This window comes from Xanthomonas sp. NCPPB 901, from assembly GCF_056725085.1.
Genome location: NZ_CM161511.1, coordinates 1,590,854 through 1,604,377 on the forward strand (window position 1 = coordinate 1,590,854; position 13,524 = coordinate 1,604,377).

14 protein-coding genes are annotated in these 13,524 nt (G+C 68.8%); 11 read left to right on the forward strand and 3 right to left on the reverse strand.

The window, feature by feature from the left end; genetic code table 11:
- The first annotated feature begins 534 nt into the window (after positions 1-534).
- On the forward strand, positions 535-1,557 hold the full coding sequence (locus AC1PME_RS06460; protein WP_481097665.1) for a glucokinase family protein: 1,023 nt from the start codon (positions 535-537) through the stop codon (positions 1,555-1,557).
- A gap of 509 nt (positions 1,558-2,066) precedes the next feature.
- Here the strand turns inward: AC1PME_RS06460 and AC1PME_RS06465 are convergent.
- Together AC1PME_RS06465 and bioA are read right to left on the reverse strand one after the other, a co-directional pair.
- Positions 2,067-2,798, reverse strand: a complete 732-nt coding sequence (locus AC1PME_RS06465) for a 16S rRNA (uracil(1498)-N(3))-methyltransferase (RefSeq protein ID WP_481097666.1) — start codon at positions 2,796-2,798, stop codon at positions 2,067-2,069.
- Positions 2,789-4,180 carry an adenosylmethionine--8-amino-7-oxononanoate transaminase gene (gene bioA / locus AC1PME_RS06470; protein ID WP_307549342.1) on the reverse strand — a complete coding sequence of 464 codons (1,392 nt, stop codon included), beginning with the start codon at positions 4,178-4,180 and terminating at the stop codon, positions 2,789-2,791. Before bioA ends, AC1PME_RS06465 begins: the two co-directional genes overlap by 10 nt.
- Before the next feature lie 74 nt (positions 4,181-4,254).
- Here bioA and nudE point away from each other — a divergent pair, with 74 nt between their 5' ends.
- From nudE to gcvH, 10 genes are all read left to right on the forward strand, one after another.
- Complete coding sequence (nudE, locus tag AC1PME_RS06475) at positions 4,255-4,809, forward strand: ADP compounds hydrolase NudE (protein ID WP_254460823.1); 555 nt, start codon at positions 4,255-4,257, stop codon at positions 4,807-4,809.
- Entirely contained in the window at positions 4,806-5,606 is an 801-nt protein-coding gene (gene cysQ, locus AC1PME_RS06480) for a 3'(2'),5'-bisphosphate nucleotidase CysQ (protein WP_017912917.1), read from the forward strand. The genes nudE and cysQ overlap by 4 nt, the downstream gene beginning before the upstream one ends.
- 129 nt (positions 5,607-5,735) lie before the next feature.
- Entirely contained in the window at positions 5,736-6,512 is a 777-nt protein-coding gene (gene mazG / locus AC1PME_RS06485; RefSeq protein WP_254461364.1) for a nucleoside triphosphate pyrophosphohydrolase, read from the forward strand.
- Positions 6,509-6,832 carry a YnfA family protein gene (locus AC1PME_RS06490; protein ID WP_254460824.1) on the forward strand — a complete coding sequence of 108 codons (324 nt, stop codon included), beginning with the start codon at positions 6,509-6,511 and terminating at the stop codon, positions 6,830-6,832. Before mazG ends, AC1PME_RS06490 begins: the two co-directional genes overlap by 4 nt.
- A gap of 578 nt (positions 6,833-7,410) precedes the next feature.
- Positions 7,411-7,713 carry an Mpo1-like protein gene (locus AC1PME_RS06495; protein WP_307549349.1) on the forward strand — a complete coding sequence of 101 codons (303 nt, stop codon included), beginning with the start codon at positions 7,411-7,413 and terminating at the stop codon, positions 7,711-7,713.
- Positions 7,714-7,780: 67 nt separating this feature from the next.
- Positions 7,781-8,743, forward strand: a complete 963-nt coding sequence (locus AC1PME_RS06500; protein ID WP_254460826.1) for an SPFH domain-containing protein — start codon at positions 7,781-7,783, stop codon at positions 8,741-8,743.
- A 3-nt stretch (positions 8,744-8,746) separates the two neighbouring features.
- Positions 8,747-9,178, forward strand: coding sequence for an NfeD family protein (locus tag AC1PME_RS06505; RefSeq protein WP_481097667.1), 432 nt, complete (start codon positions 8,747-8,749; stop codon positions 9,176-9,178).
- 398 nt (positions 9,179-9,576) lie between these two features.
- The gene (locus tag AC1PME_RS06510; RefSeq protein ID WP_254460678.1) at positions 9,577-10,500 is read left to right on the forward strand and encodes an IS110 family transposase; all 924 of its coding nucleotides are present in this window, start codon (positions 9,577-9,579) and stop codon (positions 10,498-10,500) included.
- A gap of 255 nt (positions 10,501-10,755) precedes the next feature.
- A complete protein-coding gene (gcvT, locus tag AC1PME_RS06515) occupies positions 10,756-11,862 on the forward strand; it encodes a glycine cleavage system aminomethyltransferase GcvT (RefSeq protein WP_481097668.1) in 1,107 nt (368 codons plus the stop codon).
- 92 nt (positions 11,863-11,954) lie between these two features.
- Positions 11,955-12,350, forward strand: a complete 396-nt coding sequence (gene gcvH / locus AC1PME_RS06520) for a glycine cleavage system protein GcvH (RefSeq protein WP_010344201.1) — start codon at positions 11,955-11,957, stop codon at positions 12,348-12,350.
- A gap of 757 nt (positions 12,351-13,107) precedes the next feature.
- Here the strand turns inward: gcvH and AC1PME_RS06525 are convergent.
- On the reverse strand, positions 13,108-13,314 hold the full coding sequence (locus AC1PME_RS06525) for a hypothetical protein (RefSeq protein ID WP_481097669.1): 207 nt from the start codon (positions 13,312-13,314) through the stop codon (positions 13,108-13,110).
- Positions 13,315-13,524: the final 210 nt, after the last annotated feature.

The window sequence follows — 13,524 nt, forward strand, 5'->3', positions numbered from 1 at the left end:
CGCGGGAGGAGCGGCGAAGCGTCGCTGTGTCTGAATCCCCTGAACGTGGCATGTCTTGAAGTTGTAAAACTTGTGTGAGCCGAGTCTGTCGTAGCGCTGACAGCGTTGTCAACACCCGTTTCACACGATTTTGACGATTGCAATCGAGCCTGGCCGGGGTAGCTTTCCGGAGGCTTTCGCGGCCTGTCGGAGGCCTGCGCTAGGTGCTTGTCTACAAAAGAAAACATCGCCCGGGGCGGTGGCGGGATCCGCGCCGAGGTCGGGAGGCCCCGCCGCGGCAAGGGCTGCCGGGTTAATCGACGTGTGGCAAAAATTTGTGCGATGCGGCGAAATTTTGCGACGGGTGTTCACCCATGCAATGTGTCTTTGTGGTCGACCATACGCGCTGCAAGGCGATCCGCCCCATGACGTCGGCCTGGTGAAGACAAAACGACAAACTGGTGAAATTCATCTTGACAACGTTGTCAAGGTGGTCCGACACTCGATCAATAGGCCGAATCGGCGTGCGCCTGCTCTGGCGCAACGGGAGAAGACGTGTCCGCAAGCAGTTCATCAGTGGCAGCGGCCGTGCCGCGCGCCGAGCCCTTCATTGCTGCCGATGTCGGCGGAACCCATGTCCGGATCGGCCTGGTCGCACGCGCTGCAGGCGCTGGCCCGGCGCCGTCGGTCGACGTGCTGGACTATCGCAAGTATCGCTGTGCCGACTATCCCGGCCTGGCCGAAATCATCGGCGAGTTCCTTGCTCAGGTGCAGGGGCCGAAGCCGACCCGCGGCGTGATCGCCAGCGCCGGTTATGCGCTCGAGGATGGACGCGTCATCACCACCAATCTGCCGTGGACGCTGTCGCCGCCGGAGATCCGCGAACGGCTGGGCCTGAAGGCGCTGCATCTGGTCAACGATTTCGAGGCGGTGGCGTATGCCGCGGCGTCGATGGACGCCAGCGAAGTGCTGCATCTGACCGGGCCGCGCACGGCGCAGCGCGGGCCGGCGCTGGTGATCGGCCCGGGCACCGGCCTCGGCGCCGCGGTATGGATCCCGACCCACGGCGGCGCCGTGGTGCTGGCCACCGAGGCCGGCCACGCCGCGCTACCGATCGGCAACGACCTGGAAATGGCCTTGGCGCAGCGGCTGCTGCGCGACCGTTCCTATGTGCCGATGGAGCATTTCCTGTCCGGCCCGGGCCTGCTCAATCTCTATCGCGTGTTGTGCGAACTGCGTGGCGCCACGCCCGCGCTTGCCGTACCGAGCGACATTACCGCGGCCGCGCTGGCCGACAACGATCCGCTGGCGCACGAGGCGCTGTCCGCGTTCTGCGGCCTGCTCGGCAGCGTGGTCGGCGACATGGCCCTGCTGTACGGCGTGCAGGGCGGCATCTATCTGGCCGGCGGCTTCCTGCCGCAGATCGGTGCCTTCCTGTCCGCCAGTCCGTTCGTCGAGCGCTACTTGAACAAGGGTGCGATGCGTCCGGCGCTGGAACAGATCCCGGTGAAGCTGGTCGAGCATGGCCAGCTCGGGGTGATCGGCGCGGCGAACTGGTTCCTGCAGCAGCGCCACTGAGGCGCCGGGCGCGGCTTCGCCGACACCGGGCGCGTCCGGCGGCTGGCATGCGCGCCGAGCGCATCGCGCAGGCTTGTGTGTGTCTAGGGCATGCCAACGGCGCCTGTGTCGCCGCCAGCGCGTCTACAGGGCACTGCTGATACGACGGGACCTGTCCTGTGGGGACGGCTTCAGGCGCGCCCCTGGGTCGCGGCTTAACCGCACCTCCAAACACTCCGTGACGCGCCCTGTAGGAGCGGCTTCAGCCGCGACGGGCGTTCCCGGTAAGCCTGTCGCGGCTGAAGCCGCTCCTACGCGACTACGTCATGCGTGGCAGAAGCAGGTTATTAGAGGTGCCCTACAGGCTGGGGCGCAGTCGCAGCGGGTAGCTGCATCCGTTCCGATACATACATATAAGTAGGAAGCGCGCCGACCGATGTCCAGGGGGCATCGCGTCGCCTCCCGTGGCGCGCCAACGCCCGCGGCGCTTCGGGCATCGCGTCGCCGTTTCCCTGATCGCGTGCGCGGACCTACAGGTCGCCGTGATGCGCCTGCAGTGCTGCGATCGCGGCCAGGCCGGCGGTTTCGGTGCGCAGGATGCGCGGGCCCAGGCGCAGGCCGACGAAGCCGGCCGCCTGCAGCGTGGCGCGGTCGCGCGGCGACCAGCCGCCTTCCGGGCCGATCGCGATGGCCGCTGCGCCGCCGTCGAGCTGCAGCGTGCGCAGCCGCTGTTCGCCCTGCGGATCGAGGGTGAGTTTCAGCGTCGTGGCGGCCACCGCCGCCGCGGCCTCGGCCAGCGCCAGCGGCGCGCTCAGTTGCGGCACGCGCGCGCGGCCGGACTGTTCGCAGGCCGAGATCACCACGCTGCGCCAGTGCGCCACGCGCTTGTCCACCCGCGCCGCATCCAGCTTCACTTCGGTGCGTTCGGCCCACACCGGCACGATCGCGGCGACGCCGAGCTCGGTGGCCTTCTGCAGGATCAGGTCCATCTTCTCCCCGCGCGCCACGCCCTGCAGCAGGGTGATCGCCAGCGGCGACTCGTTGTCCGTCGGTCGCGCCGCGGCGATGCGTACGTTGGCGTTGCGCTTGCCGGCCTGCAGCAGTTCGGCGTCGTAATCGCAGCCGTCGCCGTTGAACAGCACGCACGGATCGCCTTCGCGCAGCCGCAGCACGCGCAGCAGGTGGTTGGCGACGTCCTCCGGCAGCGTCACCTCGGCGCCGGCGTGCAGCGGCAGGTCCACATGGCAGCGGGTCAGGCGCATGCCACCGCCTCGTCGATCGCCGCCAGCGTGGTCTCGGCCAGCAGCGCCAGCTGCGCGGCGTCCACGCAGTACGGCGGCATCCAGTACAGCACGTCGCCGAGCGGGCGCAGCACCACCCCGCGTTGCAGCGCGGCGCGATAGGCGTGCAGGCCGACGCGCGCGGAGGCGGGGAAGGGCGTGCGCTTGTCGCCGTCGCGGGTGAGTTCGAAGGCCACCACCATGCCGGCCTGGCGCACGTCGGCCACGTGCGGATGCTCGGCGAACGGCGCCGACAGCGCGCGCATGGTCTCGGCGGTGCTGCGGTTGCGCGCGATCACGTCGTCCTCCTGCAGGATCCGCAGCGATGCCAGCGCCGCCGCGCAGGCCAGCGGGTTGCCGGTGTAGCTGTGCGAATGCAGGAACGCGCGCTCGCGGCTGTCGTCTAGGAAGGCGTCGTACAGGTGCTGGGTGGCCAGCACCGCCGACAGCGGCAGGAAGCCGCCGGTCAGGCCCTTGGACAGGCACAGCAGGTCCGGCATCACCCCGGCCTGCTCGCAGGCGAACAGGGTGCCGGTGCGGCCGAAGCCGGTGGCGATCTCGTCGGCGATCAGGAACGCGCCGTTGGCGTCGCACAGTTCGCGCGCCCGGCGCAGATAGGCCGGGTCGTGCATGCGCATGCCGCCGGCGCACTGCAGGCGCGGTTCCAGGATCACCGCGCAGATCTCGCCGGGATGGCGGTCGAACAGGTCGGCCAGCGCATCGGCGGCGGCATCGGCGCGTTCGCGCGCGCTCTGCCCGGGTGCGGCCTGGTAGGCATCGGGCGAGGGCGCGAACAGCGCCTCGGCCAGCAGCGGCGCGTACACCCGCCGGTACAGCGGGATGTCGCCGACCGCCAGCGCCCCGATGGTCTCGCCGTGGTAGCCGTTCTCCAGCGCGACGAAGCGGGTGCGTCCCGGCTCGCCGCGGTTCTGGAAATAGTGGAAGGCCATCTTCAGCGCCACTTCCACGCCGGCCGAGCCGTTGTCGGCATAGAACACCTTGGCCAGCGGCGCGCGGCCCTCCTGGCGCGGCGCCAGCGCCAGCAGCTGTTCGGCCAGCAGCACCGCCGGTTCGTGGCTGAAACCGGCCAGCATCACTTGTTCCAGCTGGGTGGCCTGGGCGGCGATGGCCGCGGCGATGCGCGGCTCGCCGTGGCCGAACAGGTTGGTCCACCAACTGCTGACCGCATCCAGGTAGCGGCGGCCGCCGTGGTCGATCAGCCAGGCGCCTTCGCCGCGGGCGATCGGCAGCAGGGGCAGGGTGTCGGGGTGCTCGCGCATCTGCGTGCACGGGTGCCAAAGCACGGCCAGGTCGCGCTGGCGCCACGCGTCGGCCATCTGTGCTGCGGTCAGGTCTGATAGCATTTCGCGCTCATGAACAGGTTCTTCGCTCCGCGCATTCTATCGACCGACGCCGCCCGGCGCCGCAGGGTGCCGGCGTGACCCGTCCGTTACCGATCATCCATGCGGTGCGCGAGCGCAGCGAATCGGCCACCGAGCGCCGGGTCGAGGAGCTGGACCTGGAGTTCAGCAACGGCGAACGCCGCGTGTTCCACCGGCTCAAGGCACCGGGCCATGGCGCGGTGGTGGTGGTGCCGATGCTGGATGCGCAGACCGTGTTGCTGGTGCGCGAATACGCCGCCGGCGTGCACCGCTACGAGTTGGGCCTGGTCAAGGGCCGCATCGATGCCGGCGAGACCCCGCTGCAGGCGGCCGACCGCGAACTCAAGGAAGAGGCCGGCTACGGCGCGCGGCAGCTGCGCGTGCTGCGCGCGATGACCCTGGCGCCGACCTACATGAGTCACCAGTCGTGGCTGGTGCTGGCGCAAGATCTTTATCCCGAACGACTAGCCGGCGACGAGCCGGAGGAATTGGAAGTGGTGCCCTGGAAACTGGCTGAATTGGATCAACTGATGTTGCGTGAGGATTTCTCCGAGGGGCGTTCGCTGGCGGCGCTGTTCATTGCCCGCGAGTGGCTGGGTCGCGCCGAATGATCCGTCTGACCAGTGATTTGCGCGAAACCGTGATCGCCATCGCCATCGATGCCGCCGCGGCGATCATGTCGGTCTACGCCACCGGCTTCGAGGTGGAGCACAAGGCCGACACCAGCCCGTTGACCCAGGCCGATCTGGCCGCGCACCAGATCATCGTCGAGGGCCTGGAACGGCTGACCCCGGACCTGCCGGTGCTGTCCGAGGAATCGGCGCAGATCCCGTGGGAGGTGCGCGAGCACTGGACCACCTACTGGCTGGTGGACCCGCTCGATGGCACCCGCGAATTCGTCAAGCGCAACGGCGAGTTCAGCGTGAACATCGCGCTGATCCACCAGGGCGCGCCGGTGTTCGGCGTGGTCCAGGCGCCGGTGGACGGCCGCGTCTGGCACGCGGTGCGCGGCGAGCAGGCGTACCGCCGCGAAGGCTTCCGCGATACCGCATTGAACACGCGGCGGCCGGCCACCGCGCCGCTGCGGGTGGCGGCGAGCCGCTCGCACCGCGATGCGCGCACCGATGCGCTGCTGCAGCGCATGGGCGAGATCGAACTGGTCGCACAGGGCTCCTCGCTGAAGTTCTGCCGGATCGCCGACGGCGACCTGGACGTGTACCCGCGCTTCGGCCCGACCTCCGAGTGGGACACCGCCGCCGGGCAGTGCGTGCTGCAGGCCGCCGGCGGCGCGCTGCTGGCCGCCGCCACCGGCAAGCCGTTCCGCTACAACCGCCGCGAATCGCTGCTCAACGGCGATTTCGTGGCGCTGGGCGATGCGGCGCTGCCCTGGCGCGACTGGCTGGGCTGAGCCGCGCCGCGAGCGCGCGCCGCACGGCGCGCGCTCTGCCACACTAGGCGGCAGGCGGCGACGGTGCCGTCGCATCGGACCCTGCCCGTGACTCCAGCCCGCTACGACCTTCCCGCCCTGCTCGACATCATGGCGCGCCTGCGCGATCCCGCGCAGGGCTGCCCGTGGGACCTGGAGCAGGACTTCGCCAGCATCGCCGCCTACACGATCGAAGAGGCCTACGAAGTGGCCGATGCGATCGATCGCCAGGACCTGGCCGGGCTGAAGGACGAACTCGGCGATCTGCTGCTGCAGGTGGTGTTCCATGCGCAGATGGCGCGCGAGCAGGGCGCATTCGGCTTCGACGACGTGGTCGCGGCGATCTGCGACAAGATGGTGCGGCGCCACCCGCACGTGTTCGGCGACAGCCAGGTGGCCGATGCCCAGCAGCAGACGCTGAAGTGGGAAGAGATCAAGCGCGCCGAGCGCGCTGCCGCCGGCGAGCGCGACGGCTCGGCACTGGCCGGCATCGCGCGCGGCCTGCCGGAATGGCAGCGCGCACTGAAGCTGCAGTCGCGCGCGGCGCGGGTCGGCTTCGACTGGCCCGGCCCGGCGCCGGTGCTGGACAAGGTGCAGGAAGAGCTGGAGGAAGTGCGCGCGGAACTGGCGCATGGCGCCGCGGCGGATCCGGCGCGGTTGCAGGACGAGATCGGCGACCTGCTGTTCGTCTGCGCCAACCTGGCGCGGCACGCCAAGGTCGACGTCGGCGCCGCGCTGCGCCACGCCAACCACAAGTTCGAGCGCCGCTTCCGCGCGATGGAGCGGTTGGCGCAGCAGGACGGTGGCGCGCTGGATGGCCTGGGCCTGGCGCAGCAGGAGGCGTACTGGCAGCGCGCCAAGGACGAAGAACGCGCCGCGGCCGGATGAAGACCCTGCTGCTGTTCGCGCTGACCGCGGTCGCGGAAATCGTCGGTTGCTACCTTCCTTATCTCTGGCTGCGCGAACAGCGCAGCGCCTGGCTGCTGTTGCCGGCCGCAGGCAGCCTGGCGGCCTTCGTCTGGCTGCTGACCCTGCACCCGGCCGCCAGCGGCCGCGTCTATGCGGCCTACGGCGGCGTCTATGTCGCTGTTGCGCTGCTGTGGCTGTGGACCGTGCAGGGCATGCGCCCCACGCGCTGGGACCTGCTCGGCGCCGGCCTGTGCCTGGCCGGCATGGCCGTGATCATGTTCGCGCCGCGGCAGGCCTGAGGCCGCTCCCACAGGCGCTCGCGGCGAACGCGGTGGGTGTCCTGTGGGAGGGACTTCAGTCCCGACGCATTGCGTCATCGGAAAGCGCGCCACATTGCGCGTCGTGGCCGCATGACAGTTGAGCCCCCGCAGGACTCGTCCCGGCGTGATGGGCGGTGCCTTGCGGCCGCGAGACATGTCTTCTTCGCACCGCGGCAGGGCTGAGGCAGCTCCCATAGGGACTTGCGGCGAACTCGGCCTGTGCACTGTGGGAGGGACTTCAGTCCCGACGCATTGCGTCATCGGAAGCACGCCACGTCGTGCGTCGTGGCCGCATGGCGGTCGATTCCCACAGGACACGTCCCAGCGTGATGGGCGGTGCCCTGAAGCCGCGAGACGCGTCATCGTTGCGCCGCGGCAGGCCTGAGGCCGTTCCCGCAGACGCTTGCTGCATCGCGGACATGCCTGGTGCGGCGCTGCCCTCTCCTGCATGAGTACCCCCAACGTCTGCACCCGCGTGCCATGGCTGCGGGCTGCGAGCGGACGCCCACGTTCCCGGCGTATGCTGGACGCCTGCGTCGCCTCGGGAGGGCCATCGCATGCGCCGTTTCGCCAGCTTTCGCGAGTTCTACCCGTTCTATCTGAGCGAGCACCGCCATCCGCTGTCGCGGCGGCTGCATTTCGTCGGCAGTCTCGGCGTGCTGGCGAGTCTGCTGTTGGCGCTGTGCACCGGCCAGCCGCGCTGGCTGTGGGCGGCGCCGGTCTGCGGCTACGGCTGCGCCTGGATCGGCCATTTCGTGTTCGAGAAGAACCGCCCCGCCACCTTCAGGCACCCGCTGTACTCGTTCGCCGGCGACTGGGTGATGTTCAAGGACATGCTGCTCGGCCGCATCCGCTGGTGACCGGCGCCTGCGCGAACGCTCGCTATACTGCGGATTCGATTCCTTTTCTGGTTAATGGAGCAACCTGATGCCGTCCACCTTCTTTCTCACGCTGGTGATCCTGTTCTTCGGCGTGGTGGTGCTGTTCAAGACCGTGCGCATGGTGCCGCAGGGATTCCAGTGGACGGTGGAGCGCTTCGGTCGCTACACCCACACCCTGTCGCCGGGCCTGCACTTTTTGATTCCGTGGGTCTATGGCGTGGGCCGCAAGGTCAACATGATGGAGCAGGTGCTGGACGTGCCCAGCCAGGACGTCATCACCAAGGACAACGCGGTGGTGCGCGTGGACGGGGTGGTGTTCTTCCAGGTGCTGGATGCCGCCAAGGCCGCGTATGAAGTGTCGAATCTGGAGATCGCCACCATCGCCCTGGTGCAGACCAACATCCGCACCGTGATCGGCTCGATGGACCTGGACGAGTCGCTGAGCCAGCGCGAGACCATCAATGCGCAACTGTTGAACGTGGTCGACCATGCCACCAATCCGTGGGGCATCAAGGTCACCCGCATCGAGATCCGCGACATCCAGCCGCCGCGCGACCTGGTCGATGCGATGGCCCGGCAGATGAAGGCCGAGCGCGAGAAGCGCGCGCAGATCCTCGAGGCGGAGGGCTCGCGGCAGTCCGAAATCCTGCGCGCCGACGGCGAGAAGCAGGCGGCGGTGCTGGAGGCCGAAGGCCGCAAGGAGGCCGCGTTCCGCGACGCCGAGGCGCGCGAGCGCCTGGCCGAGGCCGAAGCGCGGGCGACGGCGATGGTGTCCAAGGCGATCGCCGAAGGCGACGTGCAGGCCATCAACTACTTCATCGCGCAGAAATACGTGGAGGCGTTCAAGGAACTGGCCACCGCGCCGAACCAGAAGTTCGTGCTGATGCCGATGGAGTCCAGCGGCATCATCGGCTCGATCGCCGGCATCGCCGAACTGGCGCGCGAGGCGTTGAACAAGCAGGCCACCCCGCCGGCAGTGCCGCGCGTGCCGCCGCGCACCGGAGTCTGAGCCATGCGCGTTGAGGTAGTGGCCTGGGGTGCCCTGACCTTGCTGCTGTTCGCGGCCGAAGCGCTGGCGCCGGGCGCCTTCATGCTGTGGATGGGCTTCGCCGCCGCGGCGGTGTTCCTCGCCGTGCTGGTGCTGCCGGACATCTCCCTGCTGCTGCAGGTCGGCGCGTTCGTGGTACTGAGCTTCGTCTCGATCCAGGTGTACCGCACCTGGTTCCGCAACCGCGGCCGGACCAGCGACCAACCGCTGCTCAACCGCCGTGCCGAGCAACTGATCGGCCGCGTGGTGACCCTGGACCAGCCGATCCAGGGCGGCCGCGGCCGCGCCAAGGTCGACGACGCCTTCTGGGTCGTCGGCGGCCCCGACCTGCCGGCCGGCAGTGCGGTGCGCATCGTCGGCGTGGACGGCATGACGCTGCTGGTCCAGGCGGCTTGAAAGCCGGGATTGGGGATTCGGGATTGGTGCCGCGAGTGCGCGGCACCTCTGCCTTCCCAATCTTCCTGCGCGTAGGAGCGGCGATCAAGCGCGAGTCCTTCGGCTCAGGACGGCCGCTCTTGCGAATCCCAAATCCCGATTCCCCAATCCCCGGCCCTTCTGCGGGTCGCGGCTGAAGCCGCTTGTGTCAAATGAGGGTCTATCGTTGTAGGTGAGAGCGGAGTGCGGCAGGCCGTTTAGCCGCAGTGCCAGCAAGCACGAGTAGGAGTCAGCGCCGCCGCACCCCGTATCTCCTGCCTCATCAGCCCGAACAGTTGCCCGAGTCGCGAGCTCGAACTCCACAAGCATGGGCATCGGCAGGAGTGCTCTCGTTCCTGAGTCTACTGCGGAGAACGTCTATGCGGCGCTATGTCGGGATCGATGTATCCAAGGCCGAACTGGTCATTCATGTCCTGCCGGACGAGCAGGCCTGGACCCAACCCAATACGCCACAGGGGCAGCGTGTGCTGGCCCAACGCCTGGTGGAGCTGGGCTGCGAGCGGATCTTGCTGGAAGCCAGTGGCGGCTACGAACATGCCGTGCTGCGGGTGCTCCGAGAGGCGGCCCTGCCGGCAGTGCGGATGGCCGCCGATCGTCCGCGCAAGCTAGCCCAAGCCTTGGGCCTGCAGGCCAAGACCGACGCCCTGGACGCGCGCCTGCTGGCCATCGCCGCCCAGCACATCCCGACCACGCCCACGACCGTGGTGCCCGAGCACCAGCAGTCTCTTCGCGAACTGTTGGACCTGCGTGCCACCCTGGTGGGCCAGCGCGATGCCCATCGGCGGCGCCTGGAACACATCACCAGCGCCAAGGTGCAACACCGCTGCCGAGAGGTGATCGCCCTGCTGAACCAGCAGATCCAGACATTGACGCAGGAGATCGAGCAGCAGGGCAAGACCTGCTCGAGCTTGCCCAAGGTACCTGGGCTCGGCACGATCCTGCGCGCAGTGCTGGCCGCGCGGTTGCCAGAGCTGGGCACGCTGCCGCCACGCAAGCTCGCCGCCCTGGTCGGGCTGGCCCCGTTCAATCACGACAGCGGCTGCTGGAAAGGCCAACGTCGCATCAAAGGCGGCCGTGCCGACGTGCGAGGCGTGCTGTACATGGCCACCTGGGCCAGCATCCGCGCCAAATCCCCCTTGGCCAACACCTACGCGCGCTTGCGCGCGGCCGGCAAGCCGGCCAAGGTCGCCATCGTCGCCTGCATGCACAAGTTCCTGCGCTGGCTCAATGCCATCGCGCGCGATCAGGCACCGTACGCTCCTCCGGTTATCGCTGGGGCATGACAGTTGACTCCTACAGCAGCGGCGATCAAGTGCGAGTCCTTCGGCTCAGGACGGCCGCTCTTGCGAATCCCAAATCCCGATTCCCCAATCCCCGGCCCTTCTGCGGGTCGCGGCTGAAGCCGCTCCTACGGTAGCGGCGATCGAGCGCCAGTCCTTCGGATCCAGGACAGCCGGTCTTACGATTCCCCATTCCCGATTCCCCAATCCCGGCTCCCTGCCAGCGATAATAGGGGACTTTTCTCACGGACCCGCGCCATGACCCAGAAGACCATCCTCAACGACAGCCACCGCGCCCTCGGCGCCAAGATGGTCGACTTCGGCGGCTGGGACATGCCGATCCACTACGGCTCGCAGATCGACGAGCACCACCAGGTGCGCCGCGACGCCGGCATGTTCGACGTCAGCCACATGACCGTGGTCGACCTGCACGGCGAGCAGGTCCGCGCGTTCCTGCGCCACCTGCTGGCCAATTCGGTGGACAAGCTGAAGGTGCCGGGCAAGGCGCTGTACACCTGCATGCTCAACCCGCAGGGCGGGGTGATCGACGATCTGATCGTCTATTACATGTCCGATGCGTTCTTCCGCCTGGTGGTCAACGCCGCCACCCGCGCCAAGGACCTGGCCTGGATCGGCGAGCAGGCGCAGGCGTTCGGGGTGCAGGTGCGCGAGCGCGACGACTACGCGATGATCGCGGTGCAGGGACCGAACGCGCGCGCCAAGGCGATCGGCTTGCTGCGCGAGCAGGACCGTGCCGCGGCGCAGAAGCTCGGCCGTTTCGCCGCGCTCGAGGCGACCTCGGTCGACGGCGTGCCGCTGTTCGTCGCGCGCACCGGCTACACCGGCGAGGACGGCTTCGAGATCGTGCTGCCGCAACAGCAGGCGCCGGCGTTCTGGGAGGCGTTGAGCGGCGCCGGGGTCAAGCCGGCCGGCCTGGGCGCGCGCGACACGCTGCGCCTGGAGGCGGGCATGAATCTGTACGGCCAGGACATGGACGACACCGTGTCGCCCTACGAAGCCGCGCTGGCCTGGACCGTGACCCTCGACGAGGGCCGCGACTTCATCGGCCGCGCCGTGCTCGAGGCGCAGAAGGCCGGCGGCGCGCCGCGGCAGATGATCGGCCTGGTGATGGACGAGAAGGGCGTGCTGCGCCACGGGCAGAAGGTGCTGACCGCGAACGGCGACGGCGAGATCCTGTCCGGCACCTTCTCGCCGACGCTGGGCAAGGCGATCGCCTTCGCGCGGGTGCCGGCCGGCGAGCCGGGCGCGGTGCGCGTGGACATCCGCGGCAAGGAAGTGCCGGTGCGGGTGGTCAAGTTCCCGTTCGTGCGCGAAGGCCAGGTCCAGCCCGGCGTGCTCGGCTGAGTTCCGTCCGCCGCGCGCGACTTCTTCCCTAAGCTCGCGGTTCGCTACACTAGACCCCCATCCTCGATACCGTCTTCTTCCGGAGCAGCCCCATGAGCGAGATCCCTGGCGACCTCAAATTCCTCAAGTCCCACGAGTGGGCCCGCGTCGAGGGCAACGGTCGCGTGACCATCGGCATCTCCGACCACGCCCAGGGCCTGCTCGGCGACCTGGTCTACGTCGAGCTGCCGAATGTCGGCGATCACGTCGAAGCCGGCAACGGCGTGGCGGTGGTGGAGTCGGTCAAGGCCGCCTCGGACGTGTACAGCCCGCTGAGCGGCAAGGTGGTCGAGGTCAACACCGCGCTGAGCGACAAGCCGGAGACGATCAACGAGGACGCCTACGGCGAAGGCTGGATCCTGGTGCTGGAAGCGGACGACGCCGAGCAGTTGAACGAACTGCTGTCGCCGGACGAGTACGCCGAACTGCTCGAGGAGGACGGCCACTGAGCCGACCGCCCGTCGCGACACCCGAACCGGCCGCCCAGTGCGGCCGGTTTCTTTTTGGGCGTCGCGCGCCGCGGTCGCCGCGTCGTCGGCGGGTCGGCTCGCCATTCTCCGCATCGCCATCCCGGCAACCCGTCGCCGACGTCGCGGCGCACGCCAATGCGAAGACCGCGTGAGGTCGGTGCCGGCCAGCAGCGCGGGGGCAACGTGTTCGCCACGCGCTGCGGCGGTCGCTGCGCGCGAGCTGCGCAGCGCTCGGTGCCTGTCTCCTGGCGCGGCGCAGGAGCGGGTCGGGATGCACGCACGGTGCGGGTCGGCGAGGAGCGGGAGAGGCGATGTGGCGCGCACCGCGCACGTCGCCGATGCGCGACGGCGAGGTGCGTGCCGGCGCCAGTCGACGATCGGTGCGACCTGCGCCGGTCGACGCGCCACGCGACCACGTCGAGGAAGGCATGACGTGGAGGCGGGCGAGGGGTGTCGTCCGCGTTGCGCTGTGTCGGCGGCACATGTGCAGGTGGTGTCGCGATGGCGCGATGCGCCGCGTCTCGGCGACGCGCTACGCGATGCATCGCACGCCTAGTGGCCGCCGCACGACGCGAAAAAGTTTGCGCACTTTTGCGCATTTGCACTTGCGCGATGCCGGAACCGCACGCGGCCGCGAAATTTTTTTTCAGCTAGCGGACAGGCTGGCGCGCACGCCTGACGTTCCCGTCGACGCGCCGCCGATGCCTGTCCGCAGCGCGAGGGCGGCACCGCGTCGTTACAGAAAACGCGGAAATTTCCCTGCTTTTTTTGCATGCGTCGTTTTCCCCGCGACGCCGGCAGCGGCGATCGGCGCTGCCGGCACGGCGGTCGGCGCGGCATGCCGCGGTCGCGCGGCGCGCACCAGTCGAAAAAAAATTGCGCGGAAGTGTTGACAGTAAAAAAAACCGTGATTAGGTTTCGCCCAGCAGACGTTGCTGCGCAAGCGAGTGAATCGGATCGACATCAAAACGCGAAGCACAACTTGGACATCCGCCAGGAACCCGAAGATGGTGGAGTTGGAGTCGCTTCCCTCCGAGAAACGCAACGTCTCCCCTGGCATCGCACCCGTATCGACATCCGGTACGGGTGTTTCTGTATCCGATCCGGCCCGCAGCGCGCGCCGGCGGTTCCCGCAGGCGGAGCATCGCCGCGA

Excerpts from the sequence above, each read along its gene's own strand:
- AC1PME_RS06465 (WP_481097666.1), bottom strand. The coding sequence starts at position 2,798 with ATGCGCCTGACCCGCTGCCATGTGGACCTGCCGCTGCACGCCGGCGCC.
- bioA (WP_307549342.1), bottom strand. The coding sequence starts at position 4,180 with ATGCTATCAGACCTGACCGCAGCACAGATGGCCGACGCGTGGCGCCAG.
- cysQ (WP_017912917.1), top strand. The coding sequence starts at position 4,806 with ATGATCCGTCTGACCAGTGATTTGCGCGAAACCGTGATCGCCATCGCC.
- mazG (WP_254461364.1), top strand. The coding sequence starts at position 5,736 with ATGGCGCGCCTGCGCGATCCCGCGCAGGGCTGCCCGTGGGACCTGGAG.
- AC1PME_RS06490 (WP_254460824.1), top strand. The coding sequence starts at position 6,509 with ATGAAGACCCTGCTGCTGTTCGCGCTGACCGCGGTCGCGGAAATCGTC.
- AC1PME_RS06495 (WP_307549349.1), top strand. The coding sequence starts at position 7,411 with ATGCGCCGTTTCGCCAGCTTTCGCGAGTTCTACCCGTTCTATCTGAGC.
- AC1PME_RS06500 (WP_254460826.1), top strand. The coding sequence starts at position 7,781 with ATGCCGTCCACCTTCTTTCTCACGCTGGTGATCCTGTTCTTCGGCGTG.
- AC1PME_RS06505 (WP_481097667.1), top strand. The coding sequence starts at position 8,747 with ATGCGCGTTGAGGTAGTGGCCTGGGGTGCCCTGACCTTGCTGCTGTTC.
- AC1PME_RS06510 (WP_254460678.1), top strand. The coding sequence starts at position 9,577 with ATGCGGCGCTATGTCGGGATCGATGTATCCAAGGCCGAACTGGTCATT.
- gcvT (WP_481097668.1), top strand. The coding sequence starts at position 10,756 with ATGACCCAGAAGACCATCCTCAACGACAGCCACCGCGCCCTCGGCGCC.
- gcvH (WP_010344201.1), top strand. The coding sequence starts at position 11,955 with ATGAGCGAGATCCCTGGCGACCTCAAATTCCTCAAGTCCCACGAGTGG.